This is a genomic window from Microbacterium sp. NPDC080220 (assembly GCF_040686395.1).
GTDB lineage: Bacteria > Actinomycetota > Actinomycetes > Actinomycetales > Microbacteriaceae > Microbacterium > Microbacterium gawkjiense.
In genome coordinates this window covers 164,237-189,565 of the sequence record NZ_JBFBOP010000007.1, presented here as the reverse complement: position 1 = coordinate 189,565, position 25,329 = coordinate 164,237, and the positions used below count along the sequence as shown (strand labels likewise).

Genomic DNA, 25,329 nt, shown 5'->3' with positions numbered 1-25,329 from the left:
CGGTACCCCCGGCACCCACTCCGTGCAGGGCACTTGACGAGGTGACTAGGTCCGGTGCGCCGCGCGGCCGACGTGGCCGGCGAGCGCGTCGGCCGCGCCGACGAGGGCGAGATGCGAGAGCGCCTGCGGGGTGTTGCCGATGTGGTGTCCGGTGGCGGGGTCGTACTCCTCCGAGAGCAGGCCGACGTCGTTGGCGACTGCGCACAGGCGGTCCATGAGGCGCGACGCGTCGTCGATGCGGCCGGTCGCCGCGTACTGCTCGACGAGCCAGAACGAGCAGGCGAGGAAGGGATGCTCGTCGCCGGGCAGTCCGTCGGTGCCGGCGGCGGTCCGGTACCGCATGACGAAGCCGTCCCGCAGGAGGTCGCGCTCGATGCGGGCGACGGTGGCGAGCATCCGCGGGTCGTCGGCCGCGCAGAACCCGACGAGCGGCAGGAGCAGCAGCGAGGCGTCGACCTCGTCGGTGGTGTCGTGCTGCGTGAAGTGGCCGCCCGCGGCATCCACTCCGGTCGCATCGATCTCGGCGCGCACGCGGTCGCGCAGTCGCTCCCAGACGTCGGCGTCGCCCTCGAGTCCGTTCTCGCGCACCGCGCGGACGCCGCGGTCGAGCGCGGCCCACACCATGGCGCGCGAGTGGGTGAAGTGGTGCAGGTCGCCGCGCATCTCCCAGATGCCGTGGTCGGGACGGTCGACCCACTCGACGACCTGCGCCAGCAGCGCACGCTGCAGCGACCACGACGACGGCGTCTCGGCGACTCCCGCCAGGCGCGCCGCCTCGAGGGCGACGAGCACCTCGCCGATCACGTCGCCCTGGTACTGGTCGACCGCGCCGTTGCCGATCCGCACCGGCGCCGAGCCCCGGTAACCCGGCAGGCTCGTCAGCTCGCGCTCGGGCAAGTCGCGCTCGCCGCCGAGGCCGTACATGATCTGCACGTCGGCCGGGTCGCCGGCGACCGCCCGCAGCAACCATCCGCGCCAACGCTCGGCCGCGGCCGTGTAGCCGTGGGCGAGGTAGGCCTCGAGCGTGAGCGCGGCGTCGCGCAGCCACACGAAGCGGTAGTCCCAGTTGCGCGACCCGCCCGGGTCCTCGGGGAGGGACGTCGTCGCCGCCGCGACGATGCCGCCCGTGTCGGGGTGGGTGAGGGCGCGCAGCACGAGCATCGACCGCATCACGTGGTCGGCCCAGCGTCCATGCCCTTCGACGCGGGACGCCCACTCGGTCCACCACCGGCGGGTCGCGTCGAGCGCGGCGTCGACGTCGCACGCGGCCGGATGCGGGTGGTACGACCGGTCCCACGCGAGCACCGAGTCGACCGTCGTCCCCGGCCGGGCCGTGAACGATCCGCGGTGGGTCGTCCCGTCGGGGCGCAGCCGCGGACCGCGGACCACGACGGCGTCAGGCCCCGCGATCGCGAGCAGCACGGCCGCCGCATCGTCGTCGCCGATCTGCCGCACCCACGGCAGCGCCCGCGCGTAGTCGAACCGCAGGCGCAACTCGCTCTCGAAGGCGACCGTCCCCTCGACGCCGACCACCCGCCGCACGACGACGTCCTCGTCGATCGGCAGGAACTCGATGACGTCGGCGACGCCGGTGGCCGTCGTCCAGCGCGTGACGAGCACGAACGTGTCGCCGTCGTAGCGCCGCGCGGCGGTGGCCTCGGGATCGGCGGGCCGCAGGCTCCACCGGCCGTGCTCCTCGTCGCCGAGCAGCGCACCGAAGATCGACGCCGCGTCGTAGCGGGGGAGGCAGAGCCAGTCGATGCTGCCGGCATCCGACACCAGGGCCGCCGTCCGACAGTTGCTGAGCAGGGCGTAGGACTCGATCGGGGCAGGCATCGTCGTCATTGTCGCCCTCGCGCACGGTCGGGGCAAGAGCCGGCACCCGACTCCGGTTCGCGCGCACCGCGGGGCTAAGGTGACGCGCATGACGGCCGACACGACCCTGCTCATCCTCGGCGCCTCCGGCGACCTCACCTCGCGCCTGCTCCTGCCCGCGCTCGGGCAGCTGCTCGCGCGCGAGCCCGACCGCAGCGTGCGCCTCGCGGGCGCCGGCGTCGACGAGTGGACCGACGACGCCTGGCGCGAGACGGTCCGGAAGGCGTTCGCGACGACCGATGCGGAGTCCGCCTTCGACCGGCTCTCCGACACGACCTACACGCGGGCCGACATCACCGACCCGGGTCAGCTGCAGACGCTGCTGGATGCCGCCGAGGGCCGCCCCGCGCTCTACTTCGCCGTGCCGCCCGCCGTCGCCGCGAAGGCGTGCGAGGCCCTGCGGTCGGTCACGATCCCCGACGGCACGATCCTCGCGCTCGAGAAGCCCTTCGGGTCGGATGCCGCCAGCGCCGAACGCCTCAACGAGACCCTCGCCGACCTCGTCCCCGAGAGCCAGGTCTTCCGCGTCGACCACTTCCTCGGCCGCTCGACGGTCCTCAATCTGCTCGGGGTGCGCTTCGCGAACCGGCTCATCGAACCGGCGTGGTCGGCCGACCACATCGCGTCGATCCTCGTGCAGTTCGACGAGCCGCTGGGTCTCGAAGGCCGTGCGGGCTACTACGACAAGGCCGGCGCGCTGACCGACATGATCCAGAGCCACCTGCTGCAGGTGATGGCGTTCGTGACGATGGAGCCCCCGGCCTCCCTCGACGAACGCGACCTCCGCGACGCGACGGGCGCAGCACTCCGCGCGACGGCCGTCTGGGGCGACGACCCCGTCGCCTCGTCGCGACGGGCGCGGTACACGGCGGGCACCGTGGACGGACGCGAGTTCCCGTCGTACGTCGACGAGCCGGGCGTCGACCCGGCGCGCGGCACCGAGACCCTCGCAGAGATGACCGTCGAGGTGCGCAACGCCCGCTGGCAGGGCGTGCCGATCACGCTGCGCTCGGGCAAGGCCCTGGGCCACGCCGAGGCGAAGGTCGAGGTGCGCTTCCACCCGGTGCGGCACCTGCCGCGCGGCTTCACAGGCGACCCCGGCCCCACCGTCCTCAGCTTCTCGCTCGGACCCGACTCGATCTCGCTCGGACTGAACGTCAACGGCGAGGCCGACCCGCTCGAGCTCGAGCGGGCGACCCTCGAGGCCCACCTGGGCGAGGGGTCGCTGAAGGCGTACGCCGAGGTGCTCTCGGGCATCCTCGACGGCGACGCGATGCTCTCGGTGCGCGGGGACGCCGCCGTCGACTGCTGGCACATCGTGCAGCCGGTCATCGATGCGTGGCGGGACGGCCGCGTGCCGATGGACGAGTACGCCGCGGGCACGGCGGGCCCGGCCGACTGGCCGACGTCCTGACGCATCGACCCCGCACCCAGGGAGGCGGTGATGGAATGGACGGATGCCGAACCGCACCGCCACGACCGACGCCCCCCTCCTCGACGTGCTCAGCGAGCGCTGGAGCACCCGCATCTTCGACGCGTCCGCCCCGATCGACGAGCAGGCCCTGCGGTCCGCACTCGAGGCGGCGCGCTGGTCGCCGTCGGCGTCGAACACGCAGCCGTGGCGGTTCATCGTCGCGCGGCGGGGGTCGGCATCCCACGCCGCCGTCGTCGACAGCCTGATGGGGTTCAACCGCTCGTGGGCGGCCGACGCGGCCGCGCTCGTCGTGTTCGTCGCGACGACCGAGCAGGACGGCAAGGCGCTGCGCTGGGCCGCGTACGACGTCGGCCAGGCCGCGGCGCACTTCACCGTGCAGGCGCATGCGAACGACCTCGGGACGCACCAGATGGGCGGCTTCCACGCCGACCGGATCGCCGGATCGTTCGGCCTCACCGACACGCAGCGTGCCCTGACCGTCATGGCCGTCGGACCGGTGGGCGACCTCGACGCGGCATCCGAGGAACTGCAGGCGCGCGAGAACGCCCCGCGGGAGCGGCGTCCGGTCGCCGACTCGCTGCTCGTGGACGACTGATCCGGCGCGGCGAAGGCCGATTCGGCCCGCATCCCGTCGATGTGTTGGTTGAGTGATCCCGATGGACGACGACGAGGCCGCCTCACGGGAGCGGGCGTGGAGGTGAGGGTGAGCCTCCGCGGGCTCACACACGACGGGGTCATGGTCAACCCGCAGCCTCGACCGATCGCGCGCCGGTTACGGTGAGGCATGACCACCCGCATCCTGTCCATCGGCACCGCCGTGCCCGAGGCCCGTCTCCGACAGGACCAGGTGCGCGATCTGTTCGCGGGGCAGCCGGGTGCCGACCGGCTGACGCGGCGGCTCATCGGCGCCGCGTTCGACGCCTCGGCGATCGAGACCCGGCACACCGTGCTCGACGACCTGGCCGCAGCTGCCGCGGCCTCCGCGCCCGCCGGTGCCGAGCGGATGCCGACGGTCACCGACGCCGGTTCGTTGCTCGCCCCCTCCACCGGCGCCCGCAACGACGCCTACATCCGGCTCGCACCCCCGCTGTTCGCCGAGGCGGCGCGGAAGGCGCTCGCCGCGGCATCCGTCACCGCGGCCGAGGTGACCCACGTCGTCACGGTCTCGTGCACGGGCATGTTCGCGCCCGGTCCCGACTACCGCCTCGTGCGCGACCTGGAGCTGCCGACCACGGTCGCCCGCGCGCACCTCGGGTTCATGGGGTGCGCGGCGGCGGTACCGGCGTTGCGGACGGCGGCTCAGACGTGCGCGGCCGACCCGACCGCCGTGGTCCTCGTCGTCTGCGCCGAGCTGTGCTCGTTGCACGTGCGGACACCGGCCGACCACGACGAGATCGTCGCGGCATCGGTGTTCGCCGACGGGGCGGCGGCGGCGGTCGTGAGCGCCGACCCGTCGCGCGCGACGGGGGCGTCGTTCGAGCTCGACCGCTTCGCGACGGTGCTCACCGACGAGGGCGAGAAGGACATGGCCTGGACGATCGGCGACACCGGCTTCGAGATGGTGCTGTCGGCGGAGGTGCCGCGCATCATCGGGCGCGAAATCCGCGGCGCGGTCGAGACGTTCCTCGGCGACGACGGCGTCGATACGTGGGCGGTGCATCCCGGCGGGCGCAGCGTGCTCGACCGCGTCGAGTCCGGGCTGGAGTTGCCCGCCGACGCTCTGGCCGTGTCGCGCGACGTCCTGCGCGACTACGGCAACATGTCGAGCGCGACGATCCTCTTCATCCTCGGCGCGCTCCTGACCGCGGGCCTCGACGACGGCGACCGCGTGGCGACGCTCGCCTTCGGGCCCGGGCTCACCCTCGAAGCCGCGCGGCTGACGTTCCGGACGGGGGCCGCGTGAACCTCGCCGTGCGCGACACCGCCCTCCGCGAGCTGATGGACGATCCGGACTGCGACCCGGCGATGCTGGCCGAGACGCTGCGGAGGTTCGACCTCGTGAACCGCGCGATCGGCGGGTGGGGTCGGGTCTGGCGGCGCGGCATCCGTCCTCGGCTGCTGCGGCTGGGTCGTCCGGCGCGGGTGCTCGACGTGGGCAGCGGCGGCGGCGATGTGCTCGCGCGTCTCGCGGCCTGGGCCGAGCGCGACGGGCTCGACGTGCAGTGGCTCGGGATCGACCCCGACCCGCGGGCGCTCGAGGTGGCGCGGGAGCGCGAGAGCGCGCGGGTGTCGTTCGCCGCGACGGATGCCGCCGGTCTCCGCGCAGCCGGCGAGCGGTTCGACCTGGTGCTGTCGAACCACGTGCTGCACCACCTGAGCGATGCGGAGCTCGCCGGCTTCGCCGCCGACACGCGCGCGCTCGCGACCGGGGCGGTGCTGCACGCCGACATCGAGCGCGGTGCACTGGCGTATGCGCTCTATGGCATGGGCATCACGGCGCTGGAGCGGGGGACGTTCCTGCGGACCGACGGACTGCGCTCGATCCGGCGGAGCTATCGCGCGGACGAGCTCGCCGCGGCGCTCGGGGCGCCGTGGCGCGTCGCGTCGCCGGCGCCGTTCCGGCTGCTCGCGGTGGCGGACGGCGATGGCTGAGGTCCTCGTCGTCGGGGCGGGTCCCGTCGGCACGCTGCTGGCGGCCGAGCTGACGCGGTTCGGCGTCGAGGTCGCGATCGTCGAGCGGCGCGAGGCGGCGGGCGGCGGTTCGCGCGCCATCGGGGTGCATGCTCCCGTCCTCGCGGCGCTGGAGGCCGGCGGGGCGACCGAGCGCCTGTTGAGCAGCGCCGTGCGGGTGCGCCGAGGCGAGGCACGCAGCGATGGACGCGCGATCGGGGTGGTCGACTTCGGGCGCCTGGATGTGCGGCATCCGTACGTCGCGACCCTGCCCCAGGTCGAGACCGAACGCGCGCTGCGGGGCGACGGACCCGAGCCCGAGCGGGGCACGACGGTGACGCGGGTCGCGCCCGACGGCGCCCGAATGCGGGTCGAGACCGACCGCGGAGACCGGGCCGCGCCGATCGTGGTGGTCGCGGGCGGGGTCGGTGCGCGCGACCTCGTCTACCGTCCGGAGGCGCTGCGGCGGACTGCATACGCCGATCGGTATCTGATGACGGATGCCGCCGTGCCGCCCCGCGCCGACGCCGAGACCGCCGTGGTGCACCTGGCCCCCGGCGGCGTGCTCGAGTCGTTCCCGCTGCCCGGCGCGCGGCGTCGTTTCGTCGCGTGGGACGCCGGTGGGAGTGCCGTGTCGCGGGCGGATCGGTTGCGCCGGGCTATGCGCGAGCGGGGCGAGGCGGAGGCTGCCGAGGCGGTGACCGAGGCGACGGAGTTCGGGGTGCGGCGGGTGCTCGCGCCCGCGATGCGTCGGGACCGCGTGTTCGTGATCGGCGACGCGGCGCACGAGGTCAGTCCGATCGGCGGCCAGGGCATGAACCTCGGACTGCTGGATGCCGCGACCCTCGCTCCCCTGCTCGCTGCCTGGATCCGGTCGGGGTCGGCGCCCGAGGCCGACCTCGCGGAGTGGGAGCGTGACCGTGTGCGCTCCGCGCGGATCGCCGGCCGCCTCGCCGCGGTCAACATGGCGCTCGGCCGACCCGTCTCGGGCGCGGTGCACGCGCTGCGCTCGCGCGTGCTGGGTTCGGTGCTCGCCGCGACCGGCGGGCTCGTCCCGCACGCCTACGCGATGGGCCTCGACCGCGCGAGCCGCTGAGGGGTCGGCCGCGCCGCCGCTTCGCGACACATCGAGTCCCCTGAGCGTCGGGCCGAGCCGCGACCCGTCCGCATCCACTGCTCCAGGGACGCATCCCGTCGCCCGATCGACCTCCCGGCGACACGTCGCGTCCCTGGAACCGCCCGCCCCGGGGTCAGGACAGGCTCGAGCCCACCACGAGTTGCACGGCGAGGACCAGCGCGGCGGCCATCACGAGCCGGAATCCCGTGCGGTCGGGGCCGCGGCGCCGCATCCGCAACAGCACCGCGCCCGCGATGATCGCGACGACGACGGCGAACGGGATCATCGCGGCCGCCGGTGCCCCCTCGGCGAGGCTGCCCACGAGCACCGCGACCGCGGCGAGGACGATACCGGCGACGGCGAGGACGACGGATGCCGCAGCTCCGAGCCGATGCGGCAGTCCGCGCACCCCGGTGCGGCTGTCATCGTCCAGGTCGGGGAGGACGTTCGTCAGGTGGACGGCGGCGCCGAGCACCGCTCCCGCGAAGGTCGCCCAGAGCGCGGCGGGCTGCGGGTCGGGAGCCGAGAAGGTGGCGAGTGACGGGAAGATGCCGAAGCTCACGAGGAACGGTGCGAGCGACGCGGGGGTCGACTTGAGCCCGGCGTTGTAGCTCCACGCCGAGACGAGCGCGACGACGTGGGCGAGCAGCATCCCCCAGCCGAGGACGGCGGAGAGCACGATCGCGACACCCAGCGAGGCGAACGCCGCGATCCACGCGGTGCGCACGCGGGTGTCGCCGCGGACGAGCGGCTTGTCGGAGCGGCCCACTGTGGCGTCGCGGAACAGGTCGATCGCGTCGTTCGACAGGCCGACCGACACCTGCCCCGCGAACACCGCGACGACGAGGACGACGAGGCGCCACGGCTCGAGCCCGGCGGCGAGGCCGAGGGCCAGCGAGAGCGCGGTCACCACGAGCGACGGCCCGGGGTGGGTGGCGCCCCACAGGGCCCGCGCGGTTCGCATGCTCGATCCTTTCACGCCGAGTCTGTGCGGCGGACCTCCGGCAGTGGAGCGCGAGGCGCGGGCTCGGAGGATGATCGTCCCCCACGGTCGGGCGGATGCCACGACCAACCGCACGAGCTGCGGGGCACGGCGCATTGACCTCGGTCACGGAGGACGCGCCGCCGCGAGGATGAGAGGACTCTCATTCCTTGGGTGTGCACAACGTGTGTTCTGGGCCGGTTTCGCTCGGGTGGATGTCGGTGGCCAGTGGCAGAGTGCAGGTATGACGGATGCGGCGGAAACCCCCGGTGGCGAGGACTATCTCGCTGCTCTGGCAGGGGTCGTCGCCGGCGTCGATTCCGCGGCTCGACGGATCGCCGCCGCGCAGATCGACGAGCTTCGGATGCTCGCTGCGGCGGGCCGGTTGGCCGAGGCGCAGATCGCGCAGCGCAACGCCCGCGTGCAGGTCCACGACATGGCTTTGCGGTCGATCGCCGCGGAGGTCGGCGGGGTCATGCGCGTGACCGACCGGACCGTGCAACGGCGGATCGGTGAAGCACGAACCCTGGTCGAAGGGTTCCCCGCGACGGTCGAGGCATGGGAGCAAGGTCGCATCGTTCGGGGCCACGCGATCGCGATCCTCGAGACCGGGACGAGTTTGCCGGCCGAGATGTGGACCGAGTTCGAACAGGGCGCGATCAGCCGATGCGAGCGAGACACCCCGAACCGGGTGCGAGGCGAGCTCGAGATCCTCGCCCACCGGATGCACCCCCGCTCGTTCGCGGAGCGGCATGAGCAGGCTGCCGCCGGGCGGTGCGTGCGGATCGTGCCGGGGCGAGACGGGATGAGCGACGTCGTCGCAACCGTCCCGACGGTGATCGCCGAAGGGATTCACGACCGGCTCACGCAGCAGGCACGCGCGATCCTCGACACCCGCAACGAGCGCGCCGCTGCGCACGGCGGGGCTGGTGTGTCGTTCGGGGACGCCGCCACGACGCATGGCGACACCGACACCGACACCGACGATGCCGGCGCCATCGTCGCCACTGACAATCGCTCCACCGATCAGGTCCGGGCGGACGTGTTCGCCGACCTGCTCCTCGCGGGAACACCGGCCCTCGACGACACCCGAGACACCACCGCAGGCCCGCTCGGCGCGATCCGAGCACGCGTGCAGATCCTCGTCCCCGCCGCGACACTCACCGGCGAGGACAACGGACCGAGCGACCTCGCCGGCCGCTCCCCCATCGACCCCGCGACCGCACGGACGCTCGCCGGCGGCACCCACATCTGGGAGCGCCTGTTCCACGACCCGTCCACGGGGGTCACGGTGTCGACCGATTCGTACCGCGTCCCCTCCGGCATGCGCCGGTTCCTGCAAGCCCGTGATCAGCACTGCCGATTCCCCGGATGCCGCGTCGCCGCCATCCGCTGCGAAGTCGATCACACCCACGACCACGCGCTCGGCGGACGAACCGAACTCACCAACCTGGCCCACTTGTGCCAACGGCACCACTCGATGAAGCAATTCACCGCGTGGAGAGTGCGACAACTCAAGGGTGGCGTCCTGGAATGGACCTCACCCCTCGGCAGGACCTACCGCGAAGACGCACCCACCCCGGCCGTCGCCTTCACCCCTGCCGCACCACCTCCACCCGCGCCGCGGGCTCCAGCGGGACCCGCACCCTTCTGAAACAAGAGGGCGCCCTGCGCGCCGCGCTGCACGCATCCCCCAGAAGGGTCGGACGCACGCCTGGCCGCTCGCCCCCGCCTGAAGTGCGTCGAGCGCAAACGACGCACCGCGCACGGGGTGCGCGTCGGAGCGCCCTCACCCGTTACCCGCCGCTCTGAGCCCTCAGCCCGCCACCGCCTCAGCCCTTCACCGCCTCAGCCCGCCACCGCCACAGCCCGCCGCGCGCGACACGCCTCAGCCCTCGAGGATCCGCTGGAACAGCAGATGGTCCTGCCAGCGCCCCGCGATCTTCAAGTACCCCGGCGCGACGCCGATCTCGGTGAACCCGCACCGCCGCAGCACCGCCTGCGACGCCGCGTTGTGCAGCAGCGTGCCGGCCTGCACCCGATGCAGGCCCCACCCCTCGGCGGCGGCTCGCACCACGGCATCCACCGCCGCGGTCATGACGCCCCGCCCGGCGAACTCGCCGTCGATCCAGTACCCGAGGTTGGCGCTCTGGAACGCGCCGCGGACGATGCTCGACAGGTTGACCCGACCGACGATGCGCTCCCCCGCCACCAGCACGAACGGCGCAGCGACCCCGGCATCGCGGTCCCGCAGCACCGCCTCGAGCTCGGCCCGCTGACCCGCCTCCGTGAAGAACGACTCCGCCCGCACCGGCTCCCACGGCGCGAGGCGCTCGCGGTTCCGGCGGTACGCGTCGGCGAGGGCCGCGGCATCCGTCACCGCCGGCTCCCGCAGCGTCACCCCGGCACCACCGAGCGAGGTCATTCGTCGAGCAGCTCCGCCTCGATCACATCGTCCTCGCCGGGTTCGGCCGGCGCCGGATCGCTGCTCGTGAGCACGAGCTGCGACCCGTCGACCGCGACGTCCACGCGCACCACGTCACCGTCGTGCACACCGCCCGACAGCAGCGCCATCGCAAGCCGGTCCTGGATCTCCGACTGGATCAGCCGCCGCAGCGGCCGCGCACCGAACAGCGGGTCGTACCCGCGTTCGGCGAGCCAGGCGCGGGCGTCCGGCGTCACCGCGAGCGTCAGTCGACGATCGCGCAGGCGGCGCTGCAACGCATCCACGGCGAGCTCGACGATCTGCGCGAGATCGGACTCGCTCAGCGGCGAGAACATCACGACGTCGTCGAGTCGGTTCAGGAACTCGGGGCGGAACACCTGCCGCACCATCGTCATCACCTGCTCGCGCTTCGTCTCGTCCGTCAGCGTCGGATCGATGAGCACCGGCGACCCGATGTTGCTCGTCAGCACGAGGATCGTGTTGGTGAAGTCCACCGTGCGGCCCTGCCCGTCTGTCAACCGTCCGTCGTCGAGCACCTGCAGCAGCACGTCGAACACCTCGGGGTGCGCTTTCTCGACCTCATCGAGCAGCACCACCGAATACGGCCGGCGCCGCACCGCCTCGGTCAGCTGACCGCCCTGCTCGTACCCGACGTACCCGGGAGGGGCACCGACGAGCCGCGCGACGGCGTGCTTCTCGCCGTACTCGCTCATGTCGATGCGCACCATGGCGCGCTCGTCGTCGAACAGGAACTCCGCAAGCGCCTTCGCGAGCTCGGTCTTGCCCACACCGGTCGGCCCGAGGAACAGGAACGAGCCGGTCGGCCGGTTCGGGTCGCTGATCCCGGCGCGGGAACGACGCACGGCATCCGACACCGTCTTCACGGCCGCCTTCTGCCCGATCAGCCGCTTGCCGAGCTCGGACTCCAGGTGCACCAGTCGAGCGCTCTCGCTCTGCAGCAGTTTTCCGACCGGGATGCCGGTCCACGCCGCGATGACCTCCGCGATGTCCTCTTCGGTCACCCGGTCGCCCACCATCCGCTCGGCTCCGTCACCGACGGCGCCCTCGGCCATCTCCGCCTCGGCGAGCTTGCGCTCGAGGGCCGGGATCTCGGCGTAGAGCAGCCGCGACGCCCGCTCGAGGTCGCCCTCGCGCTGCGCCCGCTCCGCCTCGACCCGCAGCGCGTCGAGCCGCGTCTTGTAGTCGCCGACGGCGTTCAACGACGCCCGCTCGCGCTCCCAGCGCGCCTGCAGGTCGTCGAGCTCCTGCTGCACCTTCACGAGCTGGTCGCGGAGCGCCGCGAGGCGCTCCTTCGAGGCGTCGTCCTTCTCCTTCTTCAGCGCGAGCTCCTCGAGCTTCAGCCGGTCGGCGTGCCGGCGCAGCTCGTCGATCTCCAGCGGCGCCGAGTCGATCTCCATGCGCAGGCGCGACGCGGCCTCGTCGATGAGGTCGATCGCCTTGTCGGGCAGCTGCCGCGCCGGGATGTACCGGTTCGACAGCGCCGCGGCGGCCACCAGCGCACCGTCCGAGATCGCGACCTTGTGGTGCGCCTCGTACCGCTCCTTGAGCCCGCGGAGGATCGCGATCGTGTCCTCGACGCTCGGCTCGCCGACGTACACCTGCTGGAAGCGGCGCTCCAACGCGGCATCCTTCTCGATGAACTCGCGGTACTCGTCGAGCGTCGTCGCCCCGATCAGGCGCAGCTCGCCGCGGGCGAGCATGGGCTTGAGCATGTTGGATGCCGCGACCGACCCCTCGCCTCCGCCGGCACCCATCAGCGTGTGCAGCTCGTCGATGAAGGTGATGACCCGGCCCTCGGACTCGGTGATCTCCTTCAAGACGCTCTTCAGCCGCTCCTCGAACTGGCCGCGGTACATCGCGCCGGCGACCAGTGCCGAGATGTCGAGCGCGATGAGCTCCTTGCCCTTCAGGGACTCGGCGACGTCGCCCGCGACGATGCGCTGCGCGAGCCCCTCGACGACGGCGGTCTTGCCGACGCCGGGCTCACCGATGAGCACGGGGTTGTTCTTCGTGCGGCGCGTGAGCACCTGGCTGACCCGTCGGATCTCGCCGTCGCGACCGATGACGGGGTCGAGTTTGCCCTGCCGGGCGCGGTCGGTGAGGTTGACGCCGAACTGTTCGAGGGCGCTGCCCTGATCGTCCTGTCCGGGGGCGGCTTGTGCGTTCATCATCTGCTCCTGAAGGGTCGGTCCAAACTTGAGCCTGAGTGACTCAAGTTTATCACGACGCCATCTCGCCGGCTCCGACGAGATCGTCCGCGCAGGCGAACCGCGCGCGGTACGCCGTCGGCGTCGTGCCGAGCACCCGCGAGAAGTTCTGCCGCAGCACCGCCGCCGAGCCGAACCCGCACTCGTAGGCGATCGCGTCGAGCCCCAGGTCGGTCTGCTCGAGCAGCCGCTGAGCGTGCAGGATCCGCTGGCGCCCCAGCCACGCCGCCGGCGTCGTGCCGTAGTCGGCCTTGAAGCGGCGCGCGAACGTCCGCGGCGACATGTGCGCCTTGGCCGCCAGCTGATCGACCGACAGGTCCCGGCGCAGGTTCTCCAGCATCCAGTCCGTCACCGGCGTGAGCGACAGCGACGTCGACACCGGCAGGGGCGTCGCGATGAACTGCGCCTGCCCGCCGTCGCGCTGCGGCGGCACGACCATCCGCCGCGCGATCGTGTTCGCCGCCTCGGCGCCGAGCTCGATCCGCAGCAGGTGCAGGCACGCGTCGAGCCCGGCCGCCGTTCCCGCGCTCGTGATGATGCGGTCCGACTGCACGTAGAGGACGTTCGGGTCGACCTCGATGTCGGGGTACATGCGCGCCATGGTCTCGGCGTATCGCCAGTGCGTCGTCGCGCGGCGCCCCGAGAGCACGCCGGATGCCGCGACCGCGAACGCCCCGCTGCACACCGTCAGCACCCACGCGCCGCGGTCCACCGCACGCCGGATGACATCGAGCACGCGCTCGTCGACGTTGCCCCAGGCCTCGCGCGGGATCGGGGTGATGACGACGACATCCGCCTCGTCGGCGAAGGCCAGGTCCTCACCGACGTTGATCGAGAACGCCAGGTTGCTTGGCACGGCCCCGGGTGCGGGGGTCACGATCCGGAAGTCGAAGTTCGGGATTCCCTCGTCGCTGCGGTCGAGCCCGAAGGCTTCGCACGCGAGTCCGAACTCGAACGGAGCGAACCCGGACTGGACGATGCAGGCGACGGTACGGATCATGGGCGACCTCCGGTCACGCGTTGGCAGGATTCCTGCGGGCAGTGTCTTCACGGCCACTCGTGGCAGGATGCCGCTAAGCATAGCGTTTCCGCCATGACCGCCGCACTCCTCCTCATCCTGTTGTCCCTCGTCGTCGTCGCCGCCGTCATCGGCACGATCCACCTCGTCGCCACCGACGGCTACCGCCGGCAGCCGACCTGCCCGCGCGCTCCCCGCCTCCCCTAGACTCGGGGCCTCGCGAGAGGATCCCCATGAGCGTCCCCATCCCGCCGTCGCAAGCGCCCTATCCGCAGCAGCCCTACCGCACGGCACCGCCGGCGCCTGCTCGGGGCCTGGCCGTCGCCGCCGTCATCGTCGGCGCCGTGCCGATCCTGCTCGGCGGACTGTGGCCAGCGGTCTCGATCTCGCTTTACACCTCGTCGAACTACACCCTCGCCGGCGTCGTCAACGCCGCCTTCGCACTGTTCACCTGCCTGGTCGCGGCCGTCGCGCTCGTCCTCGGCATCCTCGCCGCGCGACGGAACGCCGGCAACCGCCTCCTGGGCGGGATCGCGATCGGTCTCGCCGCCGCGCAGATCGTCGGCACCGTGCTGAGCTTCGCCTCATCCACGATCGGCTCCGCCCTCTACTGACCCCGGCGGCCCCGCCTGATCAGCGCGTGACGAGGTCCCGCGCCGCCGACAGCAGGATCTCCGCCGACCGACCCCAGTCGAACGTGCGGATGTGGGCGGTCCCCGCCTCGATGAGCCGCTCGCGCACGCCGGGCTCGTCGAGTGAGCGCACGGCGCTCACGACGGCTTCGGGGTCGAGCGGGTCGACGTACAGGGCGCCGTCGCCGGCGACCTCGCGGAAGATCTCCATGTCCGTCACGACCGCAGGGACGCCGAGCTCCAGCGCCTCGGCCACCGGCAGCCCGTACCCCTCGTCGAGGCTCGTCGTGACGAGGGCGGCGTCGTCGGCGAGGAGCGCCGCGTAGGCGGCATCCGTCACCCCGTCGTGGAACACGACCGAGGCTCCGCCGGCGAGGGCGGTCAGCTCGGCGCGACGTTCCGGGGTGATGCGCGAGAGCAGGTGCAGCGTGTGCTCGGGCAGCTGCCGCATGGCCGTCACCAGCGTCTCGACGTTCTTGTAGGGCATGAACGAGCCCATGTAGACGAGGTTCCGCACCGACCCCGTGCCGACCGCCATGCCCTCCGGCAGGAGCGCGGCGAGGCGCTGCGGCGCGTTCGGGATCACGACGACCGGCCGCTTTGTCAGCCGCACGCGGGCGAACTGGCGCGCGCTCGTCTCGCTCACCGTCGCGACGAGGTCGGCCGCGTCGAGCGTCCAGCGCTGCGGCCAGTACGACAGGTGGAACAGCCGCCAACCCAGCCGCACGTACCAGGGCAGCGCCCGCGGGGGCGTGCGGTGCCGGTAGTAGATCGTGTCGTGCAGGGTGAGGATCAGGCGGAACCGTCGCCCCGCCGACCCGATCGTCTGCATCGGCGAGAACAGCACGTCGGGTCGGTGCCGGTTCAGCAGCAGCGACGCGAACGGTTCCTTGGCCGACGTCGGCGAGTGGATCGTGAGGGTGATCGCACCCTTCGGCAGGAACGCCCGCTGCCGTTCGTCGTGGATGAGGAAGGTGACCTCGGTGCGGTGGGCGGATGCGGCATCCGCCACCGCCTGCGCGAGCTCGGCCGAGTAGCGACTGATGCCGTCGTGGAAGTCCGTGCGGATGTAGCGCGCGTCGAAGAACAGACGCATGTCAGACGTCGAGCGGTTCGCCGCGGTAGAGCTTCTCGAACGTGTCGAGGGTGCGCTCGATGTCGTGGATGACGACGCCGTCGAGCGACGCGTGCTGCATGCGCGAGTACTCGGCCTGGTCGGCGGTGAGCACGGTGCGGATCTTCTCGGCGAGCTCGTCGACGTTCCCGGGCTCGAAGAGGTAGCCGTTTTCGCCGTCGTGGACGAGGTGCGGCAGCGCGACGGCGTTCGCGGCGATGACGGGCAGGCCCGAGGCCATCGCCTCCATCGTGGCGATGGACTGCAGCTCGGCGACCGAGGCGATGACGAAGACGTCCGCCCGCGTGTAGGCCGCCCGCAGCTCGTCCTCCGAGACCCGGCCGCGGAACGTGACCCGGTCTTCGAGGCCGAGGCGCTGGGTGACGTGTCCGAGGTTCTTGCGCTGGTCGCCACCCCCGACGATCTCGAACTCGATGTCGAGGTCGGGCAGCTTCGCGATCGCCTCGAGAGTGACCTCGACGTGCTTCTCGGTCGTGAGGCGTCCGACGAACAGAACGCGCCGGCGCTTCTCACGCGGCGCGAGGTCCGGTGTGTAGTTGCTCTGGCGGATGCCGCAGCTGATCGGGACGACGCCCTGGATGTCGATCGTGTTCTCGAGGAACTCCGCCGCCCTGCGGGTGGGGGTCGTCACGGCGCGCGACATCTTGAAAGTGCGCTCCGCATCGGCCCACGCGATCTTGAGGAAGATGTCGTAGAGGAACTTCGGCAGCAGCGTGAAGTCGAGGATGTTGTCGGCCATGATGTGGTTCGTCGCCACGACCGGGATGCCGCGCTGGTTCGCGATGCGTGTCAGCGCACGACCGATGACGATGTGCGACTGACTGTGCACGACGTCGACGTCCACCGTGTCGAGGATCTGCCGCGCGTAGTGCTTGCCCCTCCACGGCAGCACGAAACGCAGCCAGTCGTGGGGCCGGTAGCGCCAGCCGGGCAGACGGTGGACGGTGAGCTTCTGCCCCTCGATCTCCTCGGTGAATACGCCGTGGTTGCGGTGCCCGACGCTCGGCGTCGCGACGTGCACGTGGTGGCCGCGCTCGGCGAGCCCGGCGGCGAGGCGTTCGGTGAAGCGTGCGCCGCCGTTCACGTCGGGCGCGAACGTGTCGGCCGCGATCACGATGGTGAGGGGTCCGCGTTCAGAAGCGGGATGGTCCGGGGGCGTCATGGTCACGGGGTACGGGCCAATCTGTGCGTCGATGGCGGGAGTGGTGGGTCCCACCGGTGGGGCGCAGGGATGCGGGGGCGCCGGGCCTCGATTCTAGCCGGGGGCCAGGAACTCCTCCGCTGGGAGCCCGGCGCGCCCCGCCCCCGGATCAGCGCAGACCGAGGCGCACCGAGAGCGGGTGGTGGTCCGACCCGAGCGGTCCGATCCACTTTCCGCCCGCCGTCTTGCCCGCGTTCGCCCACCGGAACACGACCGACCGCGACGGCCGCACGAGCACCTTGTCGACGTGGTCGCCCCACGTGACGCTGACGAACGGGGTGAGCGACATGGTCGGGTTCGCGGTGTTGTAGTGCTGCAGGCTGAGCACACGCGCCTGGTCGTACGCGTCGTGCCAGCCGCGCTGCTCGAGCACCGCCATGGTCTTGTCGCCGGTGCGGGACTTGTGCGTGTTGAAGTCGCCCAGGACGATCACCGGCGCCTTCGTCCAGTCGGTGAGCGACCGATGCGTCTTGTTCAGCCTGGTCAGGGTCGCCGAGATCGCGTCGGCGAGCTTGCCGGCCTCGTACTCGCGCTGACGGACGACGGATGTGGAGGTGCCGACCACGAGGTGCGTGTTGACGACGAGCAGATAAGCGCCGGAACTGTGCCGCACGGCGGCCCACGACATCCCCTTGCCGGCCGACGCGTAGGTCGAGGGGAAGAGCGTCGCGCCGGAGGTCGCGCCCCCGGACTTCGCGGCGACGGGGGCGAACCGGCCGGTGCGGATGAGGATGTCGTTCTGCCCGTTGTAGGCGAACCGGTAGCCCGAGGGGGCGGCGGTGTACTTCGACGCCTCCTGCAGGGCGACGATGTCGGGGGCGAGCTCGGCGATGCGCTTGTCGATGACGGTCTTGCGCGAGGCGATGCCCGAGCAGACGTTGGAGCAGACGTTCCAGCTCACCGCGTGATAGCTCGGCCACGACGCCGGCAGGGTCGCCTGCGCCGTGATCGTCTCGTGCGCGACCGGCGACGAGCGCGGACCCATGCCGGCCGACGACACCCCGCGCACCTGGATGAAGTAGGCGACCCCGGGCTTCAACCCCGTGACCGTCGCCTTGGAGGTCGTGGTCTTCTGGTTGACGGGGTGCTCGGGCCGCGTGACCTGCGCGTGGCTCGTGCCGGCGTAGACGTAGTAGCTCGTCGCTCCCGGGATGTCGGCCCAGTCGACCGTCAGCGAGGTCGTCGAGGCGCCGACGTAGTTCACGAGGCCGGCCTTGGGAGGGACGGAGGCGGCGAACGCGGGCGAGGCGGGAAGGGTGAGGGCGAGCGCGATCGCAACGATCACTGCGACGGCGCTGCGAGCGTGGGGGACGCGCAGCATAGGCGGATGGTAGCAACCTACGCTTGTCGGCATGACGCGAATCTCTGCCCAGGCGGACCCCGCGCGATGGGTCCCGATCACGGGATCCTTCGGGTTCCGTGGACGACGCGCCCGCAAGAAGGCCATCGGGATGCTGCTCGCCCAGGCGAACGCCGCGTTCGGCCGCGAGCAGCCCGGTAGCAAGGTGGCGGCGTGGGCGATGAGCCAGGCGATCCCCGCCCTCATGCGCCGCGCCGACGGGCGGCTGCTCGCGTGGGTGTGGAGGGACGATCCCGAGCTGCTCGTCGCGATGGCCCAGGTGCAGGAGCTCACGCCGCAGCTGCGCACGATGCGGGCGAGCATGCCGATCGAGTACGACGACACCGTCACGTTCACCGGCTCGCCCCTGGGTGTCGGCGAGAAGCTCGAGATGCCGCTGCCGCCGAACCCGCGTCAGACCCCGTTCGCGTCGTACACGTGGGACACCGGCACCCACCTCGTGACACTCACCGCGGTCATCTCCGACCGCGAGCGGTTCGGCACCGTCATCCCCGCCGTCGACGCCCTCGCCCGCTCGCTGCGACTGGTCGACGACCTGACCGTCGGCGAGGGCCCCGGCACCCTCCGCATCGACCCCGCCTGACCCCCGGTATCCCGTCCTCGCCGCCGAGACGTCGCAGATGGTCACTTTCGCCGACGCGCAGCGACCATCTGCGACGCCTCGGGGCGCCATCCCCGCTCGAGGAGGGCGGCGCGGGTGCGCTCGAGTGCCCACCGGCGGGCGGCGCCGCGATGCGAACGGTTCACCCGGATGACCCGCCACCCCGCCGCGGCGAGGTCGTCCAACCGATCCACGTCGCGCGCGAACTGACGGTCGTCGAGGCGATGCTGCTGCCCGTCGTATTCGAGCAGCACCTTCGTCGGCGCGTGGACCAGATCGCCGTAGGCGAGGAACCGACCGTGCGCATCCCGGATCTCGGCATTCACCTCGAACGGCGGAAGCCCGGCCTCCCGCGCGTCCAGCCGAAGGAACGTCTCCGCGACGGAATCGGTTTGCGGCTCCGTGAGCTCGAGCGCACGTCGCAATCGCCGCACGCCGCGCGACCCGTCCCGCTCGGCGACCGCGGCCTCCAGCGCATCGACAGTGAGCACAGGGTGGTGGCGACGGAGCAGCGCATCCGCCGCGACGACGAGCTCACGGTCGCTGAGAAGGGATGCCGCCTGGCACCACGCGACCGCTGGCTCGACCACCGGCATCCCGTCCACCAGCCGGAGGCGGGCCGCCTGGGAACGGTGCCCGCGCACTCCCGCACCGCGAGCCCGAACGATCGGCGGGATCGCGGTCACATCGAGGGCGGACCGGAGTCGATCGGGAGCCCACCCTCCCGCGAGGACGAGCGCCGTCGCGTGCGAGAAATGCTCCCCGGCCCGCAGCTTGGGCAGATAGCCGAGGGCGAGCGCCTTGACGTCGTGAGCCTCTTCACGGGAACGGACACCGTAGAACGGCGCCGCAAGGGACGGATGCCGCAACCGACGGCGCGTGACGCCGGCGTCGAGAGCGTGCGCGACGAGGAAGCGGTCGGGGAGACCCGGGGGAAGGACACTCGACATCCGCCAACGATCCCGCCGCGATCACCGTCACCCACCCGCCCGTCGACCCCTTGTGGACATCCGCCCGCCCGTCGGACCCCTGGAGAAGCCTCGAGACGTCGCAGATGGTCGCTTCAGACGCCGTCGGGCGACCATCTGCGACCCCTCGGCGACCGCCGGAAGCGTCAGTCGTCGGAGGGGGACGGATGCGGACGCCACAGCACGACGTCGGTCGCGCGGCGCACGCGCGTTCCCTGACGGAGCGTGACGACCGAGCCGGTCGCGCCGGCGGCGAACACGCGGGCACCGCGGCGGGCGGCGACCTCGTCGCGCAGGCGCGCCTGCAGTCCCGAGACCTCGCGGCGCAGCATCCGCACCTCGTTCTCGAGCTCGATGATGCGCGAGATCGCCGGCAGGCTCACGCCGTCGGCCGACATCTGAGCCACCTCGCGCAACTGCGCGACGTGCCGCAGGGAGTACCGGCGCGACCCGCCACGGGTGCGCGCCGGTACCACGAGTCCCAGCCGGTCGTACTGGCGGAGGGTCTGCGGGTGCATGCCGGCGAGCTCGGCCGCGACCGCGATCGCCAGGATCGGGGCCTCTTCGTCGACCTGCTCGTTCGCCATGCCTCTCACCTCACTCGCGCGCCTTGGCCATCAGATCGGCGCGGGGGTTCTCCTTGGGTTCCAGCTCGTGGAAGCGTTCCAGCGCCTCGCGCGCCGGTCCGTCCAGGTGCGTCGGGACCGCGACCTGCACCTCGGCGAGCAGGTCGCCGGTGCCCTTCGCGGTCTGCACGCCCCGCCCCTTGACGCGCAGCACGCGCCCCGACGGGGTGCCGGGGGCCACGCGCAGCTTGACGACGTCGCCGCCGAGCGTGGGCACCTCGATCGTGGCGCCGAGGGCCGCTTCGGTGAACGTCACGGGGACGTGGATGCGGAGATTCAGCCCTTCGCGCGTGAAGACGGGATGCGGGCGCACGCCCACCGTCAGCACGATGTCGCCCGCCTCACCGCCGTCCGGGGAGGGCCGGCCGCGCCCGCGCAGCTTGATCTTCTGGCCGTCCGAGACCCCCGCGGGGATCTTGACCTTGATCGGCCTGCCGTCCTCGCCCTGCAGGGTGATCGTGTCGCCCTTCACGGCCGTGGTGAAGTCGAGGGTCGTGCGGGCGGTGACGTCGGCACCGCGCTGCGGACCGCCGAAGCCACGGAACCCGCCGCTCGGCTGCCCGAAGCGGCCCGAGCCGAAGCGGCCCCCGCCCTGCTGCCCGAACATCGCGAACAGGTCGTCGAAGTCGGCCTGCTGGCCGCCTCCTCCGGTCGAGAACCTGCTGAACACGTCCTCGAACCCGCCGCCGCTCGCGCCGGGCTGGAAGCGCGCTCCCGAGCCCATGGCGCGCAGCTGGTCGTACTCGGCGCGCTGCTCCTTGTCGCTGAGCACCGAGTACGCCTCGCTGATCTCCTTGAACTTCGCCTCGGCCGCGGCATCCCCCGCGTTCGAGTCGGGGTGGTAGGTGCGCGCCAGCTTGCGGTACGTCTTCTTCAACTCGGCATCCGAGACGTCCTTCGACACACCGAGGACCTTGTAGAAGTCCTTGTCGAACCAGTCCTGACTGGCCATTGCCCCTCCCTTCCCTTACTCGGCCGGGACGGCGACGACGACCTTGGCGGGACGCAGCTCGAGGTCGCCCAGGCGGTAGCCCACCTCGACCACTTCGAGGATCGTCGCCTCGGTGGTGCCGGGAGTCGGCGCCTGGAAGATCGCCTCGTGCTGCTGCGGGTCGAAGGCCTCACCGGCTTCGCCGTAGCGCTCGACGCCCAGGCGGGCGACGACCGTGCGAATCTTGTCGGCGATCGCGGCGAGGGGTGTGCCCTCCTCGAGGTCGCCGTGCTTCTCGGCACGGTCGAGGTCGTCGAGGACCGGCAGCATCCCCTTCGCGACCGAACCCTTGGCGCGCGCGATCTCCACCTCGCGCTGCTCCTCGGTGCGGCGTCGGTAGTTGGCGTATTCGGCCTGGACGCGCTTGAGGTCGAGGACGAGGTCGTGCTCCTCGGCGGGAGCATCGGCCACCGCGGCCTCGTCGGACTGGGCGGCGCCGAGGATGTCGTCGACCGTCAGCTCTTCGGGCTGCGTGTCGGGACCGTCGGCGGCGTCCTCCGGGGCCGCCTGGTCGGCAGCCCCGGAGTCCACGACCTCGTCGCCGTCGTCGGGCCCCTCGAAGTCCTTGTCCGCCATGCTTACTTCTTCTCGTCCTCGTCGTCGACGACCTCGGCGTCGACGACATCCTCATCGGATGCCGCCTGCTCACCGGCCGGCGCGTCGGTCGGGGCCTGTGCGGCCTCGGCCTGGCTGGCGGCGTAGATCGCCTCGCCGATCTTCGTCTGCGACGAGTTCAGCTTGTCGTAGGCGTCCTTGACGGTGTCGTCGTTGTCGCCCGCGAGCGCCGTCTTGAGGGCGTCGACGTCGGCCTGGACCTCGGTCTTGACGTCCTCGGGCAGCTTGTCGGCGTTCTCGTTCAGGAGCTTCTCGATCGAGTACGAGAGGGTCTCGGCCTGGTTGCGGACCTCGGCGGCCTCACGGCGCTTCTTGTCCTCGGCCGCGTGCTCCTCGGCCTCGCGCACCATGCGCTCGATGTCCTCCTTCGGCAGCGACGAGCCGCCGGTGATCGTCATCGACTGCTCCTTGCCCGTGCCCTTGTCCTTGGCGGACACGTGCACGATGCCGTTCGCGTCGATGTCGAAGGTGACCTCGATCTGCGGGATGCCGCGGGGTGCCGGCGCGATGCCGGTGAGCTCGAACGTGCCGAGCGGCTTGTTGTCGCGGGTGAAGTCGCGCTCGCCCTGGAAGACCTGGATGGCGACCGACGGCTGGTTGTCGTCGGCGGTCGTGAAGGTCTCGCTGCGCTTGGTCGGGATGGCCGTGTTGCGCTCGATGAGCTTGGTCATGATGCCGCCCTTGGTCTCGATGCCGAGGCTCAGCGGGGTGACGTCGATGAGCAGCACGTCCTTGCGCTCACCCTTGAGGACACCGGCCTGCAGGGCGGCGCCGACGGCGACGACCTCGTCCGGGTTGACGCCCTTGTTGGGCTCCTTGCCGGCTTCCTTCTTCACGAGCTCGCTCACGGCGGGCATACGCGTCGACCCACCGACGAGCACGACGTGGTCGATGTCGGCGACCTTGATGCCGGCCTCGCGGATGACGTCCTCGAACGGCTTCTTGGTGCGGTCGAGCAGGTCCTTCGTGAGGTCCTCAAACTTCGCGCGGCTCAGGGTCTCGGACAGCGACACGGGGCCCGAGTCGGTCAGCGAGAGGTAGGGCAGGTTGATCGAGGTCGACTGCGAGCTGGAGAGCTCCTTCTTCGCCTGCTCCGCGGCCTCCTTGAGACGCTGCAGGGCGATCTTGTCGCTCGAGACGTCGACGCCGCTGGTGTCCTTGAACTGCTTGATCAGGTAGTCGACGATGCGCTGGTCCCAGTCGTCGCCGCCGAGGCGGTTGTCACCGGCGGTGGCGCGCACCTGGATCGTGGAGAAGTCGTCGTCCTTGCCCACCTCGAGCAGGGAGACGTCGAAGGTTCCACCACCGAGGTCGAAGACGAGGATGAGCTCGTCCTCCTTGCCCTTGTCGAGACCGTAGGCGAGCGCGGCGGCGGTCGGCTCGTTGATGATGCGGAGCACGTTGAGGCCCGCGATCTCACCGGCCTCCTTCGTGGCCTGACGCTCGGCGTCGTTGAAGTAGGCGGGGACGGTGATGACGGCATCCGTCACCGTGTCACCGAGGTACTGCTCGGCGTCGCGCTTGAGCTTCTGCAGGATGCGTGCCGAGATCTCCTGCGGCGTGTAGTTCTTGCCGTCGATCGCCTGGGTCTTCCAGTCGGTGCCCATGTGGCGCTTGACGGAGGTGAGGGTGCGGTCGACGTTCGTGACGGCCTGGCGCTTGGCGGTCTCGCCGACGAGCACCTCGCCGTCCTTCGTGAACGCGACGACCGAGGGGGTCGTCCGAAGACCCTCGGCGTTGGCGATGACCTTCGGCTCGCCACCTTCGAGGACGGCGACGACCGAGTTGGTCGTTCCGAGGTCGATTCCCACTGCACGTGCCATGTGATTCTCCTTCGTGTGGCGTTTGCGTAGATCTGAAGTCTTTCCGCGGTCCTGGCCACAACCTGAGCCGCGATGACTCAAGGCTACTCCGATACCTCGAGAGCGTCAAACCAACTTGAGCCAACTCATATCAAGTTTGCAGATCAGCGGACGTCACCGGGAAGTACCGCGGTCGGGGTAGTGTGCGCCTCATGACGCGTTCCAGCGGCGGGACGCCCCAGATCCCCGCCACCGCCGACAGCGGCGCCCTGCCCGTGATGTTCCAGGACCTCGAGGAGCGCCCCGTCGCGCGCAAGAGCGTCGTGTCGTGGGCGATGTGGGACTGGGCGACCCAGCCGTTCAACTCGGTCATCCTGACCTTCGTCTTCGTGTCGCTCTACCTCGTCTCCGACACCTTCCTGCCGGCGGACATCGCGGCCCTCGCCGACGACGACCCGCTCAAGCAGTCCGCCCTCGCGGATCTGTCGAGCGGCTACGGCCTCGTCTCGACGATCGCGGGGCTCGCGATCCTGCTGCTGGCGCCGATCCTGGGTCAGGTCGCCGATCGGAAGGGCCGCAAGAAGCGCTGGCTGCTGATCGCGACCGCTCTGCTGGCTCTCCTGCAGTTCGGCCTGTTCTTCGTCTTCGCCGACCCGTCGTTCTTCTGGGTCGGCGCGATTCTCGTCTCGCTCGGCGCCGTCGCCTCCGAGATCGCCGGCGTCAACTACAACGCACTGCTCGTGAGCGTCTCGACCCCGCGCACGGTCGGCAAGGTGTCGGGTCTCGGCTGGGGGCTCGGCTACATCGGCGGCATCCTGGCCCTCGTCGCGGTCGTGGTCCTGAACGCGGTCGAGTGGTTCGGCCTCGACACGTCGAACGGGCTCGCCTACCGCCTCATCGCGGTCGGCTGCGCGGTGTGGACGATCGCGTTCGCGATCCCGCTGTTCCGCACCGTGCCCGAACCCCCCGCTCCCGCCGGCGCGCCGCCGCTGGGCTTCGCGGCGTGGTTCCGCGAGTTCTTCCGCTCGATCGCGAACCTGTTCCGCTCGCACCGCCCGACCGCGTGGTTCCTGCTCGCGAGCGCCGTCTACCGCGACGGGCTCGGCGGCGTCTTCGCGTTCGGCGGCGTCCTCGCCGCCGTGGCCTTCGGGTTCTCGCCGAACGAGGTGATCCTGTTCGGCATCGCCGCGAACCTCGTCGCAGGAATCTCGACGGTCGTCGCCGGCCGCCTCGACGACCGGTACGGCGCGCGGGCGATCATCCTCACCTCGCTCGGCGGCCTCGTCGTGACGGCCCTCGCGGTGTTCCTGCTGCACGACGCCGGCAAGCTGCCGTTCTGGATCCTCGGACTGCTCCTGTGCGCCTTCGTCGGTCCCGCGCAGGCGTCGACCCGGTCGCTCCTCGCCCGGGTGACACCCGAGCACATGCAGGGCGAGGTGTTCGGGCTCTACGCGACGACGGGCCGCGTCGTGAGCTTCCTCGCCCCGGCCATGTGGACGCTCTTCATCGCCGTCTTCGGGGCGACCTACTGGGGCATCCTGGGCATCGCGATCGTCCTCGTGCTGGGACTCGTGCTGATGCTCTTCGTGAAGCTGCCCCGTCCCGCGCACCTGCGCTGAACGGTCGCGAGCCGACGCGTTCGGCATCCATCCACCGGGGTGGAGTGCCGTTCGCGTCGGCTCGCAAG

23 protein-coding genes are annotated in these 25,329 nt (G+C 71.4%); 10 read left to right on the top strand and 13 right to left on the bottom strand.

What is annotated here, in order from left to right; translation table 11 throughout:
- Positions 1-45 precede the first annotated feature (45 nt).
- A complete protein-coding gene (locus AB0P29_RS12310) occupies positions 46-1,845 on the bottom strand; it encodes a glycoside hydrolase family 15 protein (protein ID WP_363380118.1) in 1,800 nt (599 codons plus the stop codon).
- A gap of 79 nt (positions 1,846-1,924) precedes the next feature.
- Here AB0P29_RS12310 and AB0P29_RS12305 point away from each other — a divergent pair, with 79 nt between their 5' ends.
- The 5 genes from AB0P29_RS12305 (at position 1,925) to AB0P29_RS12285 (ending at position 7,016) form a co-directional block, all read left to right on the top strand.
- Positions 1,925-3,289, top strand: coding sequence for a glucose-6-phosphate dehydrogenase (locus tag AB0P29_RS12305; RefSeq protein ID WP_359920418.1), 1,365 nt, complete (start codon positions 1,925-1,927; stop codon positions 3,287-3,289).
- A 43-nt stretch (positions 3,290-3,332) separates the two neighbouring features.
- Positions 3,333-3,905, top strand: coding sequence for a nitroreductase family protein (locus AB0P29_RS12300; protein ID WP_363380115.1), 573 nt, complete (start codon positions 3,333-3,335; stop codon positions 3,903-3,905).
- Between the two features lie 189 nt (positions 3,906-4,094).
- Positions 4,095-5,213 carry a type III polyketide synthase gene (locus tag AB0P29_RS12295; protein WP_363380112.1) on the top strand — a complete coding sequence of 373 codons (1,119 nt, stop codon included), beginning with the start codon at positions 4,095-4,097 and terminating at the stop codon, positions 5,211-5,213.
- The gene (locus AB0P29_RS12290) at positions 5,210-5,902 is read left to right on the top strand and encodes a methyltransferase domain-containing protein (RefSeq protein ID WP_363380110.1); all 693 of its coding nucleotides are present in this window, start codon (positions 5,210-5,212) and stop codon (positions 5,900-5,902) included. The genes AB0P29_RS12295 and AB0P29_RS12290 overlap by 4 nt, the downstream gene beginning before the upstream one ends.
- Entirely contained in the window at positions 5,895-7,016 is a 1,122-nt protein-coding gene (locus AB0P29_RS12285; RefSeq protein WP_363380107.1) for an NAD(P)/FAD-dependent oxidoreductase, read from the top strand. The genes AB0P29_RS12290 and AB0P29_RS12285 overlap by 8 nt, the downstream gene beginning before the upstream one ends.
- 154 nt (positions 7,017-7,170) lie before the next feature.
- Here the strand turns inward: AB0P29_RS12285 and AB0P29_RS12280 are convergent, their stop codons facing one another.
- Positions 7,171-8,001, bottom strand: coding sequence for a UbiA family prenyltransferase (locus tag AB0P29_RS12280; protein ID WP_363380105.1), 831 nt, complete (start codon positions 7,999-8,001; stop codon positions 7,171-7,173).
- Between the two features lie 262 nt (positions 8,002-8,263).
- Here AB0P29_RS12280 and AB0P29_RS12275 point away from each other — a divergent pair, with 262 nt between their 5' ends.
- A complete protein-coding gene (locus AB0P29_RS12275) occupies positions 8,264-9,673 on the top strand; it encodes a DUF222 domain-containing protein (RefSeq protein WP_363380102.1) in 1,410 nt (469 codons plus the stop codon).
- 234 nt (positions 9,674-9,907) lie between these two features.
- Here AB0P29_RS12275 and AB0P29_RS12270 read toward each other — a convergent pair whose 3' ends face one another.
- The 3 genes from AB0P29_RS12270 to AB0P29_RS12260 are packed head-to-tail and all read right to left on the bottom strand — an operon-like array spanning position 9,908 to position 13,693.
- Positions 9,908-10,444 (bottom strand): GNAT family N-acetyltransferase, encoded by a 537-nt coding sequence (locus tag AB0P29_RS12270; RefSeq protein ID WP_363380099.1) that lies wholly within the window; start codon positions 10,442-10,444, stop codon positions 9,908-9,910.
- The gene (locus AB0P29_RS12265) at positions 10,441-12,654 is read right to left on the bottom strand and encodes an AAA family ATPase (protein ID WP_363380096.1); all 2,214 of its coding nucleotides are present in this window, start codon (positions 12,652-12,654) and stop codon (positions 10,441-10,443) included. The genes AB0P29_RS12270 and AB0P29_RS12265 overlap by 4 nt, the downstream gene beginning before the upstream one ends.
- Positions 12,655-12,706: 52 nt before the next feature.
- Positions 12,707-13,693 (bottom strand): helix-turn-helix domain-containing protein, encoded by a 987-nt coding sequence (locus tag AB0P29_RS12260; protein ID WP_311286284.1) that lies wholly within the window; start codon positions 13,691-13,693, stop codon positions 12,707-12,709.
- Positions 13,694-13,786: 93 nt separating this feature from the next.
- Here AB0P29_RS12260 and AB0P29_RS12255 point away from each other — a divergent pair, with 93 nt between their 5' ends.
- Positions 13,787-13,918 (top strand): hypothetical protein, encoded by a 132-nt coding sequence (locus AB0P29_RS12255; RefSeq protein ID WP_363380094.1) that lies wholly within the window; start codon positions 13,787-13,789, stop codon positions 13,916-13,918.
- A 26-nt stretch (positions 13,919-13,944) separates the two neighbouring features.
- Entirely contained in the window at positions 13,945-14,325 is a 381-nt protein-coding gene (locus tag AB0P29_RS12250) for a hypothetical protein (RefSeq protein ID WP_363380091.1), read from the top strand.
- Between the two features lie 19 nt (positions 14,326-14,344).
- Here AB0P29_RS12250 and AB0P29_RS12245 read toward each other — a convergent pair whose 3' ends face one another.
- The 3 genes from AB0P29_RS12245 to AB0P29_RS12235 all read right to left on the bottom strand — a co-directional run bounded on the left by AB0P29_RS12245 (position 14,345) and on the right by AB0P29_RS12235 (position 18,000).
- Entirely contained in the window at positions 14,345-15,439 is a 1,095-nt protein-coding gene (locus AB0P29_RS12245; protein ID WP_363380089.1) for a glycosyltransferase, read from the bottom strand.
- A gap of 1 nt (position 15,440) precedes the next feature.
- Positions 15,441-16,640 carry a glycosyltransferase gene (locus AB0P29_RS12240; RefSeq protein ID WP_363380087.1) on the bottom strand — a complete coding sequence of 400 codons (1,200 nt, stop codon included), beginning with the start codon at positions 16,638-16,640 and terminating at the stop codon, positions 15,441-15,443.
- A gap of 148 nt (positions 16,641-16,788) precedes the next feature.
- Positions 16,789-18,000 carry an endonuclease/exonuclease/phosphatase family protein gene (locus AB0P29_RS12235; protein ID WP_363380085.1) on the bottom strand — a complete coding sequence of 404 codons (1,212 nt, stop codon included), beginning with the start codon at positions 17,998-18,000 and terminating at the stop codon, positions 16,789-16,791.
- A 31-nt stretch (positions 18,001-18,031) separates the two neighbouring features.
- On the opposite strand from AB0P29_RS12235, the gene AB0P29_RS12230 reads away from it, so the two are divergent.
- A complete protein-coding gene (locus AB0P29_RS12230; RefSeq protein ID WP_311861201.1) occupies positions 18,032-18,622 on the top strand; it encodes a hypothetical protein in 591 nt (196 codons plus the stop codon).
- A 41-nt stretch (positions 18,623-18,663) separates the two neighbouring features.
- On the opposite strand, the gene AB0P29_RS12225 is transcribed toward AB0P29_RS12230, so the two are convergent.
- The 5 genes from AB0P29_RS12225 to dnaK form a co-directional block, all read right to left on the bottom strand.
- A complete protein-coding gene (locus AB0P29_RS12225) occupies positions 18,664-19,590 on the bottom strand; it encodes a hypothetical protein (protein WP_363380082.1) in 927 nt (308 codons plus the stop codon).
- Positions 19,591-19,754: 164 nt separating this feature from the next.
- Complete coding sequence (locus AB0P29_RS12220; protein WP_064002620.1) at positions 19,755-20,195, bottom strand: MerR family transcriptional regulator; 441 nt, start codon at positions 20,193-20,195, stop codon at positions 19,755-19,757.
- A 10-nt stretch (positions 20,196-20,205) separates the two neighbouring features.
- On the bottom strand, positions 20,206-21,186 hold the full coding sequence (locus AB0P29_RS12215; RefSeq protein WP_064002621.1) for a DnaJ C-terminal domain-containing protein: 981 nt from the start codon (positions 21,184-21,186) through the stop codon (positions 20,206-20,208).
- 15 nt (positions 21,187-21,201) lie between these two features.
- Positions 21,202-21,801 carry a nucleotide exchange factor GrpE gene (locus tag AB0P29_RS12210; protein ID WP_363380079.1) on the bottom strand — a complete coding sequence of 200 codons (600 nt, stop codon included), beginning with the start codon at positions 21,799-21,801 and terminating at the stop codon, positions 21,202-21,204.
- A 2-nt stretch (positions 21,802-21,803) separates the two neighbouring features.
- Positions 21,804-23,663: a molecular chaperone DnaK gene (gene dnaK / locus AB0P29_RS12205; RefSeq protein WP_217528520.1), complete on the bottom strand. Its 1,860-nt coding sequence runs from the start codon at positions 23,661-23,663 to the stop codon at positions 21,804-21,806.
- Between the two features lie 191 nt (positions 23,664-23,854).
- Between dnaK and AB0P29_RS12200 the strand changes: the two genes are divergently transcribed.
- A complete protein-coding gene (locus AB0P29_RS12200; protein ID WP_363380075.1) occupies positions 23,855-25,261 on the top strand; it encodes an MFS transporter in 1,407 nt (468 codons plus the stop codon).
- Positions 25,262-25,329 lie beyond the last annotated feature (68 nt).